Genomic DNA, 18,562 nt, shown 5'->3' with positions numbered 1-18,562 from the left:
AGCACTGGTTCGAGCAACCTCGAAGAAGCAGACAAGCAGAGCGCATTTAAAACGTTAGCCTCGCTAGGAAAAACTCGGCTCTACACCAAAAAAGGGGGCACTTTAATCAAATTAGTCTAGACTAAATCCTTGATTTCGCGATCAAAAAGGAGATTAAAGTGCCTAGGAAGAATCTTATCCTAAATTTACCTGGATTTTCTATAGTAAAAGTGAGCGGTTATCAACCGTTATTATTAGAAGTTTTTTATAATCGATTAGCACGTTGTGGTCATTGTCATAGTAAAAAGGTACGCAAGAAATCATCCTATATACGGGAAGTTCATCATGAGTTGATAGGTCATAGGCGCAGTATATTACGGTTTAAAGCCTATAAGTTATATTGTCATGATTGTGGTCGTTATGGGAATCAACAATTTCCAGGTATTAATAAACATCAACGAGCTACATGGCGAGCTCAATCAGCAGTATTTCATGAACATAGTCGAGGAGTATCACAAAAAGACCTATCGGAACGTTATAAGAAAGGGAAAGCGACCATAGAGCGCTGGTATCAACGGCATTATGAGGAACAAAATCGAGAGTTACTCAATCGCCCATGCCCGCTAGTGCTTGGTATTGATGAACATTTATTTAGTAAGAAAGAAGGCTTCGCTACAACGTTTTGTGACCTCAGAAAACATAAGGTATTTGATGTGGTTCGTGGCCGTCGTGAGCAAGAATTAAAAGAATATCTACAGCAATTACCTGGAAAAGAAGGTGTCAAAATGATTTGTATGGACTTAAGTAGTACGTACCGTTCTTTAGTAAAGAAATACTTTCCTAATGGAATGATAGTGGCTGATAGGTTTCATGTAATTCGTTTAATTCAACATCAGTGTATGATGACCTGTCGAGAACTCTCCACTGAAATTAAAAACAATAGAGGCATCTTAGCCTTATTGAGAACAAGACCTGATAACTTAAGTGATGAGAAGAAAGTCAAAAGAGATGCGTTTCTCACTGAAAATCCCGCAATAGAAGCTATTTATCAATTTCAGCAACAACTGCACTCACTATTAATGAAAAGGGCATTAACACAGCATGAGTGCCGTAAAGTAATACCTACTTTCTTGGATATGTTAGATGAGTTAAAGCAAAGTGGTTTTAAAGCATTAGCTTCATTAGGTAAAACACTTTGTGCTTGGAAAGATGAAGTGGGCCAGAATGTGGCGGTTTAGTAAATCAAACGGAATAACAGAAGGGTTTCATCGCAAAATGAAACTCATTCAGCGAAGGACGTACGGTTTTAGAAATTTTGAAAACTATAGGGTGCCTATTAGAGTGCTCTACGCGTGATTAAAGCTGCCCCCTTAAATGGGAAAGAGCCAACGATTGTAACTTATTGATTATACTCGGGTTCTCATGGTGGCCAGAGGCAGAATCGAACTGCCGACACGAGGATTTTCAGTCCTCTGCTCTACCGACTGAGCTATCTGGCCCCGAGGGTTGCTATTAGACTCTGAGATACGTTTTGAGTCAAGTGTTGATCGCAGTTTTTTTTAAAAAAAGTTCATTATTTTTTATTTTATTAAAAAATCACAGTGAAGTTTGTTAATTTTTGTTCAAAAAGTAACTTATTTTTTAGTTCGATATAAATCCGCGATTAGCGATTCAATTTTAGTTGATAGCAAGCAAATAATTTGGAGTCGTTCAAATCTGCGTGTAGATAATATTTCCTTAAGCTAAATTGTATATAATTTGACCTGTATTTGGGCTTTTGGGAGTATAGTATGCCTTTGCAACAAACACGTAACTTAATGAATAAATATGGTAAGTCTTTAAAAAACGGAACAATTTCCGATCAAGTACTCGAGCAACTGCTTCATCCAAATACTTTTAAACGTTCTCCTGCAAATGGCTATGTGGATCCAAATAAACCGGTTACTGATTCAAACCATACACAAATGGATGCGATCAAAGATTTTGTTGAAACAATTGGTGAAGAATTAAGTCCCGAGGTTTTGCATACTTTAACTCAGCGCATAATCCAGAGAGCACCAGATGCAGGCGAAAACACTTTTATGCGTAATTCAACATTAGAAAAAGCATTTCTTGCTTATGAAATGACTCGATATCCAGAGTTAGCTGAAAGCCATTTTGATTCTGCTCGCATAAAAACAACATTTCCTCGCGAAACTGATATTTTTAACCTTAAAACAGTCATATTGCATCCACTGATAGATTTTTTCTCATCTACGTCGCCTCTAGCCCACTATAAGAGTGCACTACAAAAATTAAAAGAACAGTTACAACAAGATACTTTGGATGCTCAAATTAGAGAACATGCTAAGAAAGTCGTTAGCCAAATCGAAGCATTAAAAACTGAAGGTAACGAATCAATTATCGATCTAACAAAAGTTCTAAATAATACTCAATCTTTGTTAAAGGGTAAAATGGCAGTTAAGGATTACCAAACCGAAGCTAGAACTGTTCAAGGTAAGCCTTCTATGGGTATGAAAGTTCTTGGTGGTTTAATGGTTGCGTTAGGATTAGCAGTTGCTGCTGTGGGTGTCACATTGGCCGCCACTGGTATTGGTGTAATTGCGGGTGCTGTAACTGCGGCTGTGGGGGTAGGTATTTTGGCTGCAGGAATAGGTCTCTTCGCGAAAGGGAAACAATCAGGTTTATCCAGAGCGATGGATGAACTTGCACTAACCAGCGCTAACAGCAACAAAGCACTGTAATCACCGTACATTCATTTCTCATATTCGGCATAGAAGTGATTTTCTATGCCGTGCAAATAGTCCACATGAGTTAATTAAACTAAAAAACTTGTTTTGTTTTTTAGATTTAGTACTATCCTGGGATAATTTGTAGTTCTGGGTGCAGTAAAGTAGCTCTAGGATTTATTAAAGCTCAATAAATTCATTTTTATTGCAATTTGCAGATCGTTGACAAAACCTACAGTGTATCGTTTATCTATGCTTAATGTGATTAATCTTGATTTTGATTATCAGGATCAACTTTTATTAAATAATGTATCTTTTCGTTTGTCCACGGGAGGATTGCTTCATCTACGTGGAGCAAATGGGGCAGGCAAAACGACTTTATTAAAATTAATCGCAGGTTTATATCGTCCTCAGAATGGTGAAATTCAATTTTTTGGACAAAATATAGATAAAGATCGACCTGCTTATCAACAGCAATTGTGCTTTGTTGGTCATAAGACGGGTATTAATCCTAGTTTAACTTTAAGAGAAAATTGTTATTTCGACCTTCATGCATCACCTGTTTTATCCAAAAAAATTGAAGAAATAGATGAGATGGCGGCAATTTTTAAACTCGAGCATTATCTGGATTTTCCCTGTGGTCTATTATCAGCAGGACAACGCAGGCAAGTAGGTCTGTTGCGTTTATGGATGTCCAGTGCCAGATTATGGCTTCTTGATGAACCTTTAGTGGCGTTGGATGAAAAATCGATTGCAGTGATTATGGCTAGAATAGAGGCTCATCGAAAGCAAGGTGGGGCGGTTTTATTAACGTCACATCAGAATTTATCTCTCAATCGCTCTGACTATCAGGAGTATTGCTTGTGAGTTCTACCTGTTCCTTGTTTTTAAAACAATGTAAGCGTGAATTATTGATTCAAGTACGTCAACCGCGTTTTTTAGTGAACTCTTGTTTGTTTTTCTTAATTTTCTTTTTATGTTTCCTCTTACGTTAAAACCAGAGGTAACCTTATTGCGTACTATAGCTCCTGGGTTAGTCTGGATGGCAATTCTCTTATCGTTCTTGCTTTCTGCCGAACGTTTATTTCAACAGGATTATGATCATGGCGTTATTGAGCAATGGCTCGTTTCAGGTTATTCGTTACCATTGCTTGTGAGTGCCAAAGTGATTGCGCATTGGTTCTTTCATTTATTGCCACTGCTGGTATTATGTCCTGTAGTTGCTGTCTTGTTTTCTTTAAGTGTGTGGGAGACATGGGTATTGGCCTTGACTATTATCTGCGGAACCCCAGCTTTATTGTTTCTTTGCGCTATGGTTGCTGCTTTTGGAGTTGGCAATCAAAAAGGTGTTTTAATGGCATTGATTTTATTACCACTTACCTTACCTTTATTGATTTTTGCAAGTGGGACTTTGAATATAGCGATGCAAGACATGCCCATAAGTGCTTATTTGGCTTTATTGTTGGCGATGTCTGTGATCGCCATTGGTTTTTTACCTTATGCAATTGCTGGGATAATGCGTATTAGTTATGCTGAATAATTTATTCATCGTGTTTTGAGAAAATCAGGATACATGATAAAATCCGGTTTTTTTGATTTCAATTATTCCTATGTGGAAATTTTTATACCAATTAGCATCACCAAAATTTTTTTACACATTTTCTGGACGCATTATGCCGAGTGTAGCAGTGGGCTCCATAGTGCTACTCATCGTAGGCATAGTCTGGGGATTGGCATTTGCTCCACCTGATTACCAGCAAGGGGATGCCTTTCGTATTATCTATGTTCACGTACCTACTGCGTTTTTATCCATGGCACTTTATATGTGGATGGGCTTTTTAGCAGTGTTGGTTTTAATTTGGCGTATTAAAATTGCGGGCCTTCTTATCCACATTGTCGCGCAAGTTGGCCTTTATATGGCTTTTTTAGCCTTAGCCACCGGTAGTATTTGGGGAAAGCCCATGTGGGGTACTTGGTGGGTTTGGGATGCACGTTTAACGTCTGAGTTGGCACTTTTTTTGCTCTATGCTGCAATTTTAGCCACATATCAGGCTGCAAAAAATAAAGAAGATGGCGATAAAATTATTGCTATCTTGGCCTTAGTCGGTATTATTGACTTGCCGATTATTCACTACTCCGTTTATTGGTGGAATACCTTGCATCAAGGCTCTACTTTATCCATTTTTGCTAAACCTAAGATTGATAGCAGTATGTTGTATCCTTTATTGTTCACTCTTGCTGGTTTTTTTCTCTATTGCCTATGGATTATTTTAGATAAAGCCCGTCAAGAGTTATTGTTTCGAGAAAAAAGGCAGTCTTGGGTCAAGATTCAATTTGAGGGGGAGTTTAAGTGAATCAATTTTTAGAATGGCTTACTATGGGTGGGTACTCCATCTATGTTTGGTCAGCTTATGGCTTAGTTAGTGTGGTATTAGTCATGAATTTATTAGGGATGAAATGGAAAAGAAAACAAACACGTCAAAAATTACAACAATGGTTTAAGCGATAGAAAATGGTCTCAACACGCAGACGTAAGTTAATCATCCTCTTGTTTACTTTGGGCGTTATTTCTATAGCTGCTGCATTGGTTTTATATGCGCTAAGACAAAACATTAGTTTATTTTATACACCAACTCAGGCTATCACAGGTGAAGCCCCACAACGCCATTCGATTCGCATAGGTGGTATGGTAGAGAAGGGATCAATTATTCGTGCCCCGCAGGGTTTAGAAGTGCAATTTAAGGTCACTGATTTTGATCAAACAATTATTGTAACTTATACAGGCATTCTTCCGGATTTATTTAGAGAAGGGCAAGGTATAGTTGCTGAGGGACAACTCATTGATAATCAACATTTTCGTGCTACATACGTACTGGCAAAACATGATGCCAATTATATGCCGCCTGAAGTAAAGGCTGCTTTATCTAAAAAGGTGTCTTCATGATTGCAGAATTAGGATTGTTTTCGTTAATTTTGGCTTTGATTGCTTCCATGATGTTAGCAGTGATTCCTTTAGCAGGGGTACAACTGAATCGTAGTGACTGGATGAATACCGCCCGAGTGTATGCAATTTGTCAATTTTTCTTTATCGCTTTGTCTTATTTGTTGCTTACCCTGTGTTTTTTGCAGGATGATTTTTCAGTGATTTATGTGGTGAGTAATTCAAGTATTTCTTTACCCTGGTTTTATAAACTGTGTGCAGTATGGGGCGGACATGAAGGCTCTATGCTCTTGTGGGTTTCAATTCTTAGTTTTTGGACTTTGTTAGTCGCCTTCTTCAGTTCTGGTCTTGATCGGGAGATGCGTACACGGGTTTTAGTCGTTTTAGGTTGGTTAGGTATTGGATTTATTCTTTTTTTATTGACCACATCCAATCCCTTTTTACGCCAATTTCAAGTTTTGAATACACAAGGGCGTGATTTGAACCCATTATTACAAGATCCGGGTTTTTTATTTCATCCCCCCATGTTGTATATGGGGTATGTTGGTTTTTCTGTGGCTTTTGCTTTCGCAATTGCGGCTCTGTGGGCCGGCAAAGTGGAGGCAAGTTGGTCAAAATGGACAAGGCCTTGGACATTGGCTGCATGGTGTTGTTTAACAGCCGGGATTACATTAGGAAGTTGGTGGGCTTATAGGGAGTTAGGTTGGGGGGGATGGTGGTTTTGGGATCCTGTTGAAAATGCTTCATTTATGCCTTGGTTAGTTGGAACAGCTCTATTACATTCTTTAGCGGTGACAGAACAACGACAACAATTTAAAGCGTGGACCATGTTGCTTGCGATTGCAGCCTTTTCTTTAAGCTTAATTGGCACTTTTTTAGTTCGCTCGGGTGTTCTAACTTCGGTGCATGCATTTGCTGTTGATCCCCAACGTGGATTATATATTTTAGGATTTTTACTCTTTGTTATTGGCGGCTCCTTGGTATTATTTCTTTTTAGAGCACAAACATTACATTCAGAAAATAATCCAAGTCCTTTTTCTCGGGAAAGTGCCTTGCTATTAAATAATGTTTTTTTAGTGGTTATTATGCTTACAGTTCTAATGGGCACAGTTTATCCACTTCTTATCGAGGGTTTAGGATTAGGTAAATTATCAGTTGGAGCTCCTTATTTTAATTCAGTATTTGTTCCGTTGATGGTTCCAATGTTGTTATTAATGGGAGTTGGCATTCATTTAAAGTGGAATAAAGATAATTGGCGGATAGTATTAAAAAAATTTTGTGGAACGGCTGCGCTGAGCTTATTACTTCCATTTATTTTGTTAATGGTTACCAAGGAATTTGACGCTTCAGCTTATATGGGATTGTGTTTGTCTTTTTGGGTGATTCTAAGTACGGCTCAGGCAGCATATAAACGAGTCACGGAGCGTGGTTTATCCCATGTAGGTCAAGCATACTGGGGTATGGTTTTAGCTCATTTGGGCGTTGCTGCTACAGTAATTGGCATTGCAGTTTCTACTGCTTATGGAGTAGAGGATGATGTGCAGATGGCACCAGGAAAAAAAGCATATTTACTTGGTTACTCTATAGAATTTATGCGTCAAGCACCGCTTATTGGCCCAAATTACAAAGGCACTAGAGCTCAATTTAGAATAAGCTATAATGGCAAAGCGAACGTTATTTATCCTGAAAAAAGACTTTATACTGTAGGGCAAATGCCTATGACGGAATCTGCAATTGATGTTACGCCATTTAGGGATATTTATGTGGCTTTAGGAGAACCTTTAACCAATGACTCCTGGTCTGTACGGCTTTATTATAAACCTTTTATCCGTTGGATTTGGTTTGGTGGTTTTATGATTTTAGCCGGTGGTTTTCTTGCCCTGACCGATAAACGATATTATCAACGAAGGCGTTCAGTCGTAGTAGGAACCCAGGAGCTTACCGTATGATAAAAATGTGTTGGAAAGGTATTCCTATCTTTCTTTTTTTACTGCTAAGTGTCTTTCTTTGGCGAGGGTTGTCTCTTAATCCCCATGAATTGCCTTCTACTCAGATCGGGAAATCCGTACCTGATTTCCGTTTACCTCAGTTGCAAAATCCGGAGTCTTTTTTTAACTCCCGTCAGCTTCGGGATCAAGTAGTTTTGTTAAATGTTTGGGCTAGTTGGTGTGCGGCGTGTGTGGATGAGCAGGTTTTTATGTTGCAATTAGCTCGTCAAGGAATACCCATTTACGGATTAAACTACAAAGACACTTCAACTGCTGCATTGCAATGGTTGTCACAATGGGGAAATCCTTACAAGCAAGTCTTTCAAGATAGGAAAGGAAAAGTTGCTATTGATTTAGGAGTTTATGGAGCACCCGAAACTTTTGTGATTGATAAAAAAGGAGTTATTCGTTATCGCCATGCGGGTGTTATAAACCAAGAAACTTGGTTAAAAGAAATTGCTCCCTTAATGAAACAATTGGAGGGGGCTTGATGAATAAAATTTTTACCAAACTTATTTTGGGTGTTCTTTTTCTTTTTTTGGGTTCATATGGTTGGGCAAACAGTAGTTATCCTTTTGATTCAGCAAAAAAAGAAGTCCAATTTAATCATCTTTTAAAAGATTTACGTTGTTTGGTTTGTCAAAATCAAGACTTAGCAGACTCCAATGCAGAATTAGCTAAAGATTTACGTGATCAAGTTTACCAAATGGTTAAAGAGGGTAAAAGTGATAGTGAAATCAGTGATTATCTGACAGCACGCTACGGTGATTTTATTTTATTTAAACCACCAGTGAAATCAATTACTCTTTTATTGTGGTATGGTCCTTTTTTATTTTTATTACTGGGGCTTATTATTTTTTGGCGAACTTGCTTGGCGACTCGCAAGAATAAGCAAGCGTTGTAACAGATATGTTTCGCTTACCCAAGTATTATAAAAGTGAGTTATTATGAATGAGTGGTGGTTGCTAAGTTTACTGTTTGGACTAACTGTATTAGCTAGTATTTTTATTATTTATCCTTTGCGACGTCGCTTGCTTGCCGGTTTTTTACTGCTTCCAATTGTTTTTGTAACCGCATTTTCAGGTTATTTTTACTGGGGGAGTTTTGATTCATGGCAACAGTATGTACATCTCCTGGATTCGCAAAAAAAAGCGAATGAAGTGCTTAAGAGCATCAAGAGTCCACAAGAGTTAATTGAGAAATTGCATGCAAAATTAGATGACAGTCCCCAAAGTGCTAAGGGTTGGTATCTTTTGGGTCGCTTATATAGTAGCCAAAATGAAAAACAAAATTCGGCCAATGCTTTTGCAAAGGCTTATCAGTTTGAACCAACAAATGAACAGTATGCGGTGAATTATGCCCATAGCTTATGGGTGCTTAATAATTATCAATTTACGGAACAAACTACAGAAATTTTTAGTCGGCTGTTAAAGGCCAATCCAAACCAACCTGATGCTTTGTCTATGCTAGCCATGGATGCATTCACCAGTCATGCGTACGAAGATGCAATAGATTATTGGCAACGTTTGTTAAATCTAGTGCCCGCACAATCGGAAGAAGCTCAGTCGATTCGAAAAGCGATTGCCAAGGCAGAGGAACATATTCGCTTAAAAAATAAAAATGTTAATTAATTCAATGATGCCAACGCACTCAAGTAAGAAAATAAAAGTTGAACCATGTACTCTCTTCAAGTCTCCATTTATAATGCAATAAGTTTTAAATCTGCTAGTCTTTAAATAGTATAAGAATTTTAAGGAGAAAAAGATGTATAAGAGGGTATTGTTTGCTACGGACTTTGATGAGGTTGGCATTATAGCAGCACATAAAGCAAAAAAAATTGCTGATGAAAATGGGGCTGATTTAATACTTGTTCATGTCGTAGAGCCTATTCCTGCTTATGCTTATCCTGGATTTGCTGGGTTTGCAGAAGTTGAAATGTCTATCCGGGAGCAAGCTGAAAAAGAGCTTAATGAATTAGGTGAAAAATTAGGGGTAGATGCAAAACATAGATTCATAGAGTTTGGTTCTACCAAAAATGAAATATTAAGAGTAGCACAAGAGCGAAATATTGATTTAATAGTTACAGGGAGTCATGGAAAACATGGCCTGTCTTTATTGTTAGGATCGACAGCAAACTCAATTTTGCATGGTGCTGAGTGTGATGTATTAATTGTACGAGCCGTTCTTCCAGAGAAACAAGCACAAACCCATTAATATATATTTTATTATTGGAACTAAGGGTTTCTTCAGTAGCAGAGATCCTTAGTTTCATGAGCTTATGATTTTTTCTTAATTCAAGTTTGTCCCTCATTGTATTTCTCAAGAGACTAGAAAACCGGTATACTACTAAATTCCGATTTATATGATGAATCTACTTATGAAATTGTTGCGTGGTGTTCAACATTTTTCTGCTTTTAATAAAGGCGTGGTAGCAACTATAGGTAATTTTGATGGAGTGCACTTAGGTCATCAAAGTCTTATTAAAACTTTAAAGGCTAAGGCAAATCACTTAAAGCTGCCTTTGGTTCTTGTTTTATTTGAACCACAGCCTAGGGAATACTTCCAGAAAGAGAAAGCACCGGCAAGACTTTCAAGTTTAAGAGAAAAACTAGAGGTATTACGCAGTTGTCAGATTGATTACATTTATTGTTTTAAGTTTAATAATCACTTGGCACAAACATCCGCAGATAGTTTTGCTCGGAATTATTTGTTTTCTATGTTAAATGTGAAACACCTTCTCGTGGGCGAAGATTTTCGTTTTGGTAAAAATAGAGAAGGTGACATAGATTTACTCAAAGCACTCAGTAAAGAATACGCCTGTGAGGTTACAATTTATTCTAATTTTTGCATCAATGAAGACCGAATTAGCTCAACAAAGATTAGGAGTGCTTTACAAAAAGGTGATTTGAACACGGCGACAAAATACCTTGGCAGGGTTTACAGTATTTGTGGGCGTATATTGCATGGAGATGGCCGTGGACGTCAGTGGGGTATTCCTACGGCAAATCTTGCTCTTCATCGCTATTCTTTGCCTTTACATGGAGTATTTGTTGTTCAAGTTCGTATTGTCTCTAAAATGGTGTATGGAGTAGCAAATGTGGGACGTCGTCCCACAGTAGATGGTAGTAAAAATATTTTGGAAGTTCATTTGTTTGATTTTGATCAATCGGTCTATGGTGAATTAATGCAAGTGTTTTTCTTGCACAAATTGCGGGATGAGGTTAAATTCACGTCAGTGGATGCTTTGCTCGCGCAGATTAATGAGGATATTAAAGCGGCTAAAGCATATCTTAGAACGTACAACCATTCACCACAAAATTTTAGTGAAAGGTCAGCTGTTCCATAATTCCAGGTAAATAATTACTATAAAATTAACGATTTCGCAGAGTGAGCTCTTATGGCAGAATATAAAGATACATTAAATCTTCCTAATACTTCATTTCCAATGAAAGCTAGCTTGGCAACTCGAGAGCCAGAAGTCTTAGCTGATTGGATGGCAAAGAAAGTATATGAAAAAATTCGTAACGCTCGATTAGGAAATAAAAATTCATTTTACATGATGGGCCTCCTTATGCGAACGGTCATTTGCATTGTGGCCATGCGCTAAATAAAATTCTTAAAGATATTATTGTTAAATCAAAATCATTAAGTGGATATGATGCGCCTTTTGTGCCTGGCTGGGACTGTCATGGGCTGCCTATAGAACTCAATGTAGAAAAAAAAATAGGTCGAGTTGGAGATAAAGTATCTGCTCGAGATTTTCGAGCAAAATGTCGTGAATATGCTGCAAGCCAAATTGATATTCAACGTGATGAGTTTCAACGGCTTGGTGTTTTTGGTGATTGGTATAATCCATACGTTACTATGGACTTTCGTTATGAGGCTAATATAGTCCGTGCTTTAGGGTTGATGATCAAAAATGGTCATTTACAACAGGGCTTCAAACCAGTACATTGGTGTATTGATTGCGGTTCAGCGTTGGCGGAAGCAGAGGTTGATTATGATGAGAAAGTTTCACCATCTATTGATGTGGCGTTCTTTGCAGTGCATCCTGAAGAATTTATTCATTCTTTTCAATTAAAAGTAGAAGTCAAACCCGTTAGTCTTCCTATTTGGACAACTACTCCCTGGACTTTACCTGCTAATGAAGCGGTGTGTTTGCACCCGGAAATCGACTATTCTTTAGTTGATGGCGGTGAGTTTTATTTGATTCTTGCTACAGATCTAGTTGAATCCGTTATGGCGCGTTATGGCATAGATCAATACACGATTCTTGGTTGTGCAAAAGGAAGCGTCTTTGAGCATTTAAAATTAAATCATCCACTTTATGAGCGTATTGTTCCTGTAGTTTTAGGTGATCATGTTACTACTGAGTCAGGTACCGGAAGCGTGCATACTGCACCGGCGCATGGCCCTGATGATTACCTGGTCGGTAAAACCTACAATTTGCCTTTAGTAAATCCAGTTAAAACAAATGGTTGTTTTGCAGAGGATGTTCCATTATTTGCTGGACTTCACGTGCTAAAGGCTAATGAAAAGATTTTATCAGCCTTAATAGAGAAAGGTGCTCTTTTAGCGAAAGAAAGCATTAAACACAGTTATCCTCATTGCTGGCGGCATAAATCACCGATGATTTTTCTTGCTACCCCGCAATGGTTCATTTCTATGGACAAAAATCAACTAAGACAAAACATTATCAGAGAAATTGATAAGGTCAATTGGGTACCTGATTGGGGAAAAGCGCGCATTTACAATATGGTTGAAAATAGGCCTGACTGGTGTATTTCAAGGCAAAGGGCTTGGGGAACTCCTATGCCTTTATTTGTACACCACAAAACACGTGAATTGCATCCTAATACGCTTGAGTTGATTGAAAAAGTTGCTTTGCTTATCGAAAAATCAGGGATTGATGTGTGGTTTGAATTGGATGCAAAAGAATTATTGGGTCATGATGCCGAGCTTTACGAAAAGATTAACGATACCATGGATGTATGGTTCGATTCGGGTGTCACGCATTACGCTGTATTGCAACAAAATAAGGATTTGTCATTTCCTGCAGATATTTATTTTGAAGGTTCTGATCAACATCGGGGTTGGTTTAATTCTTCATTAACTACTTCAGTGGCGATGTATGATGTAACTCCTTATAAGACTGTATTGACACATGGCTATACTGTCGATGCGGAAGGCAAGAAATTATCTAAATCCAAAGGAAACTATGTGGCGTTAGATCAGCTCGTTAATCAATATGGAGCTGATATATTACGTTTATGGGTAGCATCTACGGATTATCGTCATGAAGTGAGTATTTCCGATGAAATTATTAAGCGTAATGCAGATGCTTATCGGCGTATTCGGAATACGGCTCGCTTCTTACTGGCTAATTTATTTGATTTTGATCCTACCGAAAACTGTGTAGAAGCAAGTGATCTTTTAGAACTAGATAAATGGGCTCTAAAGCGTTGTCAGTTACTTCAAGAAGAAATTATTGAAGCTTATGAGAATTATCAATTTCATGTTATTTACCAAAAGATTCATAATTTTTGCGCGGTTGACATGGGTAGTTTTTATCTTGATTTGATTAAAGACAGGCAATATACCTCGGCAAAGCACAGTAGAGCGAGACGTTCTTGTCAAACAGCGATGTATCATATGATCAGAGCATTTACTCTTTGGCTTGCGCCAATTTTGTCATTTACTGCCGAAGAAATTGGGCGTTATATACCTGGATATAACCAAGAAACGATCTTTACTGAACTTTGGTATAATGCGTGGCCTAAAATTGATTCGGTAAATATGGAAGATTGGGATGAGTTGCATTTAATCCGTGATGAAGTGAATAAAGCTTTAGAGGCAACACGGCAAAAGGGTGAGATTGGTTCTGCATTGGCTGCAGAAGTTACTTTGTATGCAGATGCTAAAGCCTTACCTAAATTAACCCGCTTGGGTGAAGAGTTGAGGTTTTTATTAATTACTTCTGAAGCAAAAGTGCATCCTATGCATTTAGCGCCAACCGGATTAGCAACTACCGAATATGGTATTTCTATTGCTGTTGTAGCAAGTCAGTACGAAAAATGTGCACGCTGTTGGCATAGGCGTTCTGATGTAGGCCAAAATGAGCAGCATCCTGATTTATGTTTACGCTGTGTAGGAAACATTATGGGCCATGAGGAAATGAGGCAGTTTATATGAAAAAGTGGTATTGGTTTATGCTGAGCTTAGCTGTGATAGTTTCTGATCAGCTAAGCAAATATTTAGTTAGCATATTTTTAACTCCGTATCACCCATTGCCTGTTTTTCCAATGTTCAATCTTACTTTGGCTTATAATACCGGAGCTGCTTTTAGTTTTTTAAGTGGAGCAGGGGATTGGCATAGATGGTTTTTTGCGGCCTTTAGCTTTATTGTAAGTATAATTCTTGCGGTTTGGTTATATAAGACTGAAAATCAAACGTGTTTACTTTCAGCAGGCATTAGTCTTATTTTAGGGGGCGCTGTTGGTAATTTATTCGATAGAGCAATCCATGGCTATGTAATAGACTTTATTGATCTGTATTATAAACATCATCATTTCGCCACTTTTAACATAGCTGATAGTGCTATTTGTATTGGTGCCGGACTTTTTGTTTTGGATGTGTTTATAAACAAAAAATAATGAGCACTAAGATATGCTCGCAGCGTAAACAATATCCCTATCTAAGCAAGAAGATAGGGATAGGGGCTCAGTGTTGTGAAGATAAGATTAATTCATAGACATCAATTGTATTGGCTCCAGTTCACGAGCTTGTTCTTCGATACAATCCAATTGTTTTTGACTTGCAGTCTTTAACAACCTAAATGAGAAACTCCCTGTTTGTATCTTGCTTTTTATTGCCATAGCAGCGGGTACAATCCCTAAGGTTGCGATTCCCACTATGAGTTTGGCAAAGAAATCCTTCCATCCACGATGCTTTTCCAGTACAGGTCTCGCTTCATGAATCGCATGAGCACAGACCTCATTAAATATTATATAGTTTTTTCGTGTAACATATTCAGCTTTAAAATATTCCAAGCTTGCTGTAAATAATTGGGTATGTAGCTGAGATGCTGCTTTGGCTGCTTCAGGTTGATTATCATGCTTAAAGGCCTTAACTTTATCCTTAATTTCATGTAAAAGATTCAAAAACTGGATTTTTGCATCAACGCTAATTACCAATAAATCGGGTTCAAATTGCTGTTTACGTTTTTCCAAATCATTCATAACCAGAGTGAAACGCAAATCAAATTGTTCTTTGGCACAAGCAGGATATTTTTCGGGAGCAGAGACGATTTTATTTACCATAGCACGGAAAATATCTTGATAGTGATAACCTACACCACCGATGGTAATGATTGTATCTTGCTCTAGAGCCGCTTCAATGTGGGCACGATCATAAAATAGATGGATAACTGTTCCATCTAGCATTGCATTAGGGCTATTAAGAAATTTTTCACATAAAGAATCCAAAGTTTCATTTTTTACTTCATTAAACTCATTATCAAATGCAATTTTCAAAGCGGAGCAAAGATGACTAAATCCTCCTTTGACCTGACTACGCATACTTTGAGAAGTATATCCAGGTACATAAAGTAATTTATCTGATTTATCTGCTTTTTTTATCTTATCAATAGTGTCAACAATGCGCTCAAATTTTTCAATAAGTGATATTTCATGAGAACTATCATCCTCAATTTCTTTGAGAACACCTGCGGCAATTTTTATATTTTCTACTATTCGGGTAGTATGTTTAGCATAATTTGCTTTTTGAGCTTCATATTGCTCAGGTCCAAATTGTTGTTCATTATTGGTCATGAATTTAATGACAAGTAGACCATCATTAAAGCCATGAAAAATAGCATCCTTAAGCGCAATCATACCGCTTGAATTACGGAATATTTTGCTTTCACCGGTTGGTTCATTAGTAAATAGATACTCGATAACTTCTGGAGTAAGAAGATCAGCTACCCTTTCATTCAAAAGCATGAGCCGATTTAATGCGCTATTGCCGTAAAAAGATTGATTATAAAACTCGGTGTCACATATTTCTTTTATTTGAGCAATATTATGGGCTATTTCTGGAGTTAGCTCCTTGGATTTTTTGTTATTGAAGTAAGATAATAATTCCGTGATTGTCATAAATTAACCTATATGTTTAAATATTGATCATTATTATGACGGTATAATATTATGGTGGGATTAGAATGCTATTACTTATTTTTATTGGTTATAACAAATGGTTTATTTTTGTGCAAAAATAAAAACTATCCTAGTATTAACTTAAGTCATATCATAAATGGTTTTTAAAGTAATGAACATTACCGACTTGCAATCTTTTCTAGCGGTTGTAGAACTTCATTCCATCTCACTCGCAGCGAAAAAGCTACACGTGACTCAGCCTGCTTTGAGTAAAAGGATTAAAAAGCTTGAGTCGGAATGGAATGCTCAACTGTTTATTTCCTCAGGATTGAGAACCGAGCTGACAGAGAAAGGAAAGCAATTATTGCCATATATTCGACAAATGATACATCTCAATAAGGAATTACTCAAAAATACAGGTAAAGATGTAAGTCAGCCACAATTATTACTGAATCTTGGTACCAACGTATATGTAGCAAAAAATATTGTCCCTCCTCTAATGGTTTATATGAATTCTCTGGGCTTAAATTACTTTATTAACACAAATCTCACGGCCGATAAAGACGTCGCTGATAGTTTAAAGGAAGGGGGAAATGATCTTATTATTTCGCCATTTGTCGATAATACTACTGAAACTAAATCTATTAGATTATGGAGTGAAAAACTTATATTTGTAGTAGGGGCATCACACCCATTGGCAAAGATTAAAGAAGAGTTATCTTTGGCTGAATTAGCAGAATTTGAGGCAATACTTATGGAAAAAAACTTTATGATACGCAAAATTATTGATAAAGAAGTTGAAAAGCAAAAACTGACACTGAAAATAAGATCTGAAGCCAACCTAATTTATAATAATATTGCCCTTGTAGAGCATGGCATGGGCTGGAGTATTATCTTTGAACGATTGTTGAACCCTAATCTTATTCCATTAAAAATAGCTAATTATGCACCCACCATTGATTTTTATTGTCATTTTTTAAAAAAGCGTGCTGATGAACGAATGATCCGTATTTTTGTTGATAATTTAATAAATTGGGTTAGCACATCAAGTGAATTAAGCATTTTTGCTTGATCTATTAACCTAATTAGGTGGTTTTTCGCCAATCTTGTAATTAGTGCGATTTAATAAAAACGTACATGTCGTTCAAAAATAAACAATTGCTCTATTATTAATATAGGTCGATTAATTTTTAAGCTGATTACCATGACTTCTGAAATTAGTTCAAAGCGCGTAAATGAGTTGAAGCCAATTGAAAATTTTGCAGAAGGAGAGCAAGCATTAAGAAGCTTATTAGATAGTAGTAATCCAGCGAAGAAGGATTTCCGTTTGACTTCGATGTTTTGTGGGTCGGGTCGTACTCCTGGGGATGGAACGGGGTCTTCTCAACATTGGAATATGAAGCCTTTTAATGATAATGAACTTACTTTTCGTTATAAAGACACCTTAGTTACTTACAATCCTGCAACTCAAAATGTAGAGTGTATCACTTATGGTCCTGGGCAAGGAAGGAGGTGGATCCCTACAGCCTTGGGAGCTTCTTTGGGAAGGAACCCCACCATTGAAGAGATGCAAGCGCAACAAAGCGAGATTTTGCAAATGATAGGTAAGATACGTAAGGAAATGCGGAAAACAAACTCAACAATTACAGTTTTGCCAAAAGCAACTGTTATTGGGTTTAGTCGCGGTGCAGCTGCAGTACAACAGGCCTCGCGCAAATTTATCCCTCCTACTTTACCTCTCGTAGATGCAGCATCACCTAATTGTTCTATTTTGAAGGATAGAATTGAAATTACTCAGGATGTGAGGGAAGGTAAATTGCAATATAAGGTATTTTTTGAGAACAAGGAAACCTCCCATGGTGAAATTGGAGAGAGTGAACTGACAATGGACGAATGTTCGATTAATTTAAGAGAAGCTCTTGTTGATCAGAAGGCGAGTGATTCTAAAATTTTTGAAAAACAGGTGAATCGAATTTTATTAAATAAAGGAGAAGCAGGAGCAGGTGAGAGGACATTATTAGATATTGAAAATAGTTTATGGATATCTCTTGATGCGGTGGCAGGGCGTTCGGATTATGGAGAGGATCATCTTGTTAATCCCGAGTGCCATGGAATCTATGTGATGTCGACTAAAATTGAAACTTCGTATACTCTGCTTAAGGCATTTGGTGCCACCAATCCTAAAATTATTGAAGGAGAAGAACATCGCTGGGAGCATTTAGCTATGAATGGCGCTCATGGGGTCGTATTTGATGACGAGAGGTTACGCCAATGCATTGTAGATAATGCAGCACAAGAAGGTTCTATTGAAGAGCGTAAAGAAGCGATTATAAGGGCGATTCGCCCTGCAAATATGGATGCAATGTTACAATCAATTATTCCAAACTCCGAAGTTCATCAGCAGATCGATCGTGAAAATTCTGAGGACAAAATGCGTTTTTTGTTGAAAGATGGCCCCATAGAATTCGAAAAACAAATAATTCAAAAAATTAATGAAGTTAAAAATCCTGGGCTGGGATATTTGACAGATAAGTTATATCTGTATGGAAGAGGAGAAGAAAGAGAGAAAAAGCGGCTCAACGAACTTCAAGAGCTGTATGAAAAATTTAAAACTACTCTAGAAAGTGAAAATAATAAACGGGAAAAAGAAGGGTTTCCTACATTTGGTGAGGTTGAGAACGTAAAGAAAAGAATATTTACTGAATTGAAAATCCTAGATGATTTTATAATAAAAAGAGAAATTGTAAGGAAGAAGATTTTCCAATAGCATTT

General features: G+C 37.4%; 15 protein-coding genes, 1 tRNA gene and 3 pseudogenes. 17 read left to right on the top strand and 2 right to left on the bottom strand.

The window, feature by feature from the left end; translation table 11 throughout:
* Positions 1-158 precede the first annotated feature (158 nt).
* Positions 159-1,335, top strand: a pseudogene (locus EL220_RS11270) (ISL3 family transposase).
* Positions 1,336-1,402: 67 nt separating this feature from the next.
* Here EL220_RS11270 and EL220_RS11265 read toward each other — a convergent pair.
* Positions 1,403-1,478: transfer RNA gene (locus tag EL220_RS11265), tRNA-Phe, on the bottom strand.
* A gap of 291 nt (positions 1,479-1,769) precedes the next feature.
* Between EL220_RS11265 and EL220_RS11260 the strand changes: the two genes are divergently transcribed.
* The 14 genes and pseudogenes from EL220_RS11260 to lspA all read left to right on the top strand — a co-directional run bounded on the left by EL220_RS11260 (position 1,770) and on the right by lspA (position 14,290).
* Positions 1,770-2,723, top strand: a complete 954-nt coding sequence (locus EL220_RS11260) for a VipE (RefSeq protein ID WP_027272311.1) — start codon at positions 1,770-1,772, stop codon at positions 2,721-2,723.
* Between the two features lie 237 nt (positions 2,724-2,960).
* On the top strand, positions 2,961-3,575 hold the full coding sequence (ccmA, locus tag EL220_RS11255) for a cytochrome c biogenesis heme-transporting ATPase CcmA (protein WP_027272312.1): 615 nt from the start codon (positions 2,961-2,963) through the stop codon (positions 3,573-3,575).
* Positions 3,572-4,248 (top strand): annotated as a pseudogene (gene ccmB / locus EL220_RS11250) (heme exporter protein CcmB). The gene ccmA and the pseudogene ccmB overlap by 4 nt, the downstream one beginning before the upstream one ends.
* Before the next feature lie 70 nt (positions 4,249-4,318).
* The gene (gene ccmC, locus EL220_RS11245; RefSeq protein WP_035906603.1) at positions 4,319-5,062 is read left to right on the top strand and encodes a heme ABC transporter permease CcmC; all 744 of its coding nucleotides are present in this window, start codon (positions 4,319-4,321) and stop codon (positions 5,060-5,062) included.
* Positions 5,059-5,217: a heme exporter protein CcmD gene (gene ccmD / locus EL220_RS11240; protein ID WP_027272315.1), complete on the top strand. Its 159-nt coding sequence runs from the start codon at positions 5,059-5,061 to the stop codon at positions 5,215-5,217. Before ccmC ends, ccmD begins: the two co-directional genes overlap by 4 nt.
* 3 nt (positions 5,218-5,220) lie before the next feature.
* Positions 5,221-5,652, top strand: a complete 432-nt coding sequence (gene ccmE, locus EL220_RS11235; protein WP_027272316.1) for a cytochrome c maturation protein CcmE — start codon at positions 5,221-5,223, stop codon at positions 5,650-5,652.
* Entirely contained in the window at positions 5,649-7,598 is a 1,950-nt protein-coding gene (locus EL220_RS11230) for a heme lyase CcmF/NrfE family subunit (RefSeq protein ID WP_027272317.1), read from the top strand. Before ccmE ends, EL220_RS11230 begins: the two co-directional genes overlap by 4 nt.
* Positions 7,595-8,128 (top strand): DsbE family thiol:disulfide interchange protein, encoded by a 534-nt coding sequence (locus tag EL220_RS11225; RefSeq protein ID WP_027272318.1) that lies wholly within the window; start codon positions 7,595-7,597, stop codon positions 8,126-8,128. Before EL220_RS11230 ends, EL220_RS11225 begins: the two co-directional genes overlap by 4 nt.
* On the top strand, positions 8,128-8,541 hold the full coding sequence (locus EL220_RS11220; RefSeq protein WP_027272319.1) for a cytochrome c-type biogenesis protein: 414 nt from the start codon (positions 8,128-8,130) through the stop codon (positions 8,539-8,541). The genes EL220_RS11225 and EL220_RS11220 overlap by 1 nt, the downstream gene beginning before the upstream one ends.
* A 43-nt stretch (positions 8,542-8,584) precedes the next feature.
* Entirely contained in the window at positions 8,585-9,268 is a 684-nt protein-coding gene (locus tag EL220_RS11215; RefSeq protein WP_027272320.1) for a tetratricopeptide repeat protein, read from the top strand.
* Between the two features lie 133 nt (positions 9,269-9,401).
* Positions 9,402-9,851, top strand: coding sequence for a universal stress protein (locus EL220_RS11210; RefSeq protein WP_027272321.1), 450 nt, complete (start codon positions 9,402-9,404; stop codon positions 9,849-9,851).
* Positions 9,852-10,014: 163 nt separating this feature from the next.
* Positions 10,015-10,983: a bifunctional riboflavin kinase/FAD synthetase gene (gene ribF, locus EL220_RS11205; RefSeq protein ID WP_027272322.1), complete on the top strand. Its 969-nt coding sequence runs from the start codon at positions 10,015-10,017 to the stop codon at positions 10,981-10,983.
* A gap of 51 nt (positions 10,984-11,034) precedes the next feature.
* Positions 11,035-13,829: pseudogene (gene ileS / locus EL220_RS11200) on the top strand (isoleucine--tRNA ligase).
* Entirely contained in the window at positions 13,826-14,290 is a 465-nt protein-coding gene (gene lspA / locus EL220_RS11195) for a signal peptidase II (RefSeq protein ID WP_027272324.1), read from the top strand. Before ileS ends, lspA begins: the two are co-directional and overlap by 4 nt.
* Before the next feature lie 87 nt (positions 14,291-14,377).
* Here lspA and EL220_RS11190 read toward each other — a convergent pair whose 3' ends face one another.
* The gene (locus EL220_RS11190; protein WP_027272325.1) at positions 14,378-15,790 is read right to left on the bottom strand and encodes a hypothetical protein; all 1,413 of its coding nucleotides are present in this window, start codon (positions 15,788-15,790) and stop codon (positions 14,378-14,380) included.
* A 172-nt stretch (positions 15,791-15,962) separates the two neighbouring features.
* On the opposite strand from EL220_RS11190, the gene EL220_RS11185 reads away from it, so the two are divergent.
* Complete coding sequence (locus EL220_RS11185) at positions 15,963-16,862, top strand: LysR family transcriptional regulator (protein WP_027272326.1); 900 nt, start codon at positions 15,963-15,965, stop codon at positions 16,860-16,862.
* Positions 16,863-16,994: 132 nt separating this feature from the next.
* Positions 16,995-18,557: a hypothetical protein gene (locus EL220_RS11180; RefSeq protein ID WP_128130894.1), complete on the top strand. Its 1,563-nt coding sequence runs from the start codon at positions 16,995-16,997 to the stop codon at positions 18,555-18,557.
* The last annotated feature ends 5 nt before the right edge of the window (positions 18,558-18,562 follow it).

This window comes from Legionella sainthelensi, assembly GCF_900637685.1.
Taxonomy (GTDB): domain Bacteria; phylum Pseudomonadota; class Gammaproteobacteria; order Legionellales; family Legionellaceae; genus Legionella; species Legionella sainthelensi.
The sequence above is the reverse complement of the archived record's forward strand: the minus strand, read 5'-3'. Positions and strand labels throughout refer to the sequence as shown.

What these genes read in the sequence shown, in the direction of transcription:
- EL220_RS11220 (WP_027272319.1), top strand. Translation starts at nt 8,128, where the DNA reads ATGAATAAAATTTTTACCAAACTTATTTTGGGTGTTCTTTTTCTTTTT.
- ribF (WP_027272322.1), top strand. Translation starts at nt 10,015, where the DNA reads ATGAAATTGTTGCGTGGTGTTCAACATTTTTCTGCTTTTAATAAAGGC.
- ccmA (WP_027272312.1), top strand. Translation starts at nt 2,961, where the DNA reads ATGCTTAATGTGATTAATCTTGATTTTGATTATCAGGATCAACTTTTA.
- EL220_RS11180 (WP_128130894.1), top strand. Translation starts at nt 16,995, where the DNA reads ATGACTTCTGAAATTAGTTCAAAGCGCGTAAATGAGTTGAAGCCAATT.
- EL220_RS11215 (WP_027272320.1), top strand. Translation starts at nt 8,585, where the DNA reads ATGAATGAGTGGTGGTTGCTAAGTTTACTGTTTGGACTAACTGTATTA.
- EL220_RS11230 (WP_027272317.1), top strand. Translation starts at nt 5,649, where the DNA reads ATGATTGCAGAATTAGGATTGTTTTCGTTAATTTTGGCTTTGATTGCT.
- EL220_RS11190 (WP_027272325.1), bottom strand. Translation starts at nt 15,790, where the DNA reads ATGACAATCACGGAATTATTATCTTACTTCAATAACAAAAAATCCAAG.
- EL220_RS11260 (WP_027272311.1), top strand. Translation starts at nt 1,770, where the DNA reads ATGCCTTTGCAACAAACACGTAACTTAATGAATAAATATGGTAAGTCT.
- ccmE (WP_027272316.1), top strand. Translation starts at nt 5,221, where the DNA reads ATGGTCTCAACACGCAGACGTAAGTTAATCATCCTCTTGTTTACTTTG.
- EL220_RS11185 (WP_027272326.1), top strand. Translation starts at nt 15,963, where the DNA reads ATGAACATTACCGACTTGCAATCTTTTCTAGCGGTTGTAGAACTTCAT.
- EL220_RS11210 (WP_027272321.1), top strand. Translation starts at nt 9,402, where the DNA reads ATGTATAAGAGGGTATTGTTTGCTACGGACTTTGATGAGGTTGGCATT.
- ccmC (WP_035906603.1), top strand. Translation starts at nt 4,319, where the DNA reads ATGTGGAAATTTTTATACCAATTAGCATCACCAAAATTTTTTTACACA.
- lspA (WP_027272324.1), top strand. Translation starts at nt 13,826, where the DNA reads ATGAAAAAGTGGTATTGGTTTATGCTGAGCTTAGCTGTGATAGTTTCT.
- EL220_RS11225 (WP_027272318.1), top strand. Translation starts at nt 7,595, where the DNA reads ATGATAAAAATGTGTTGGAAAGGTATTCCTATCTTTCTTTTTTTACTG.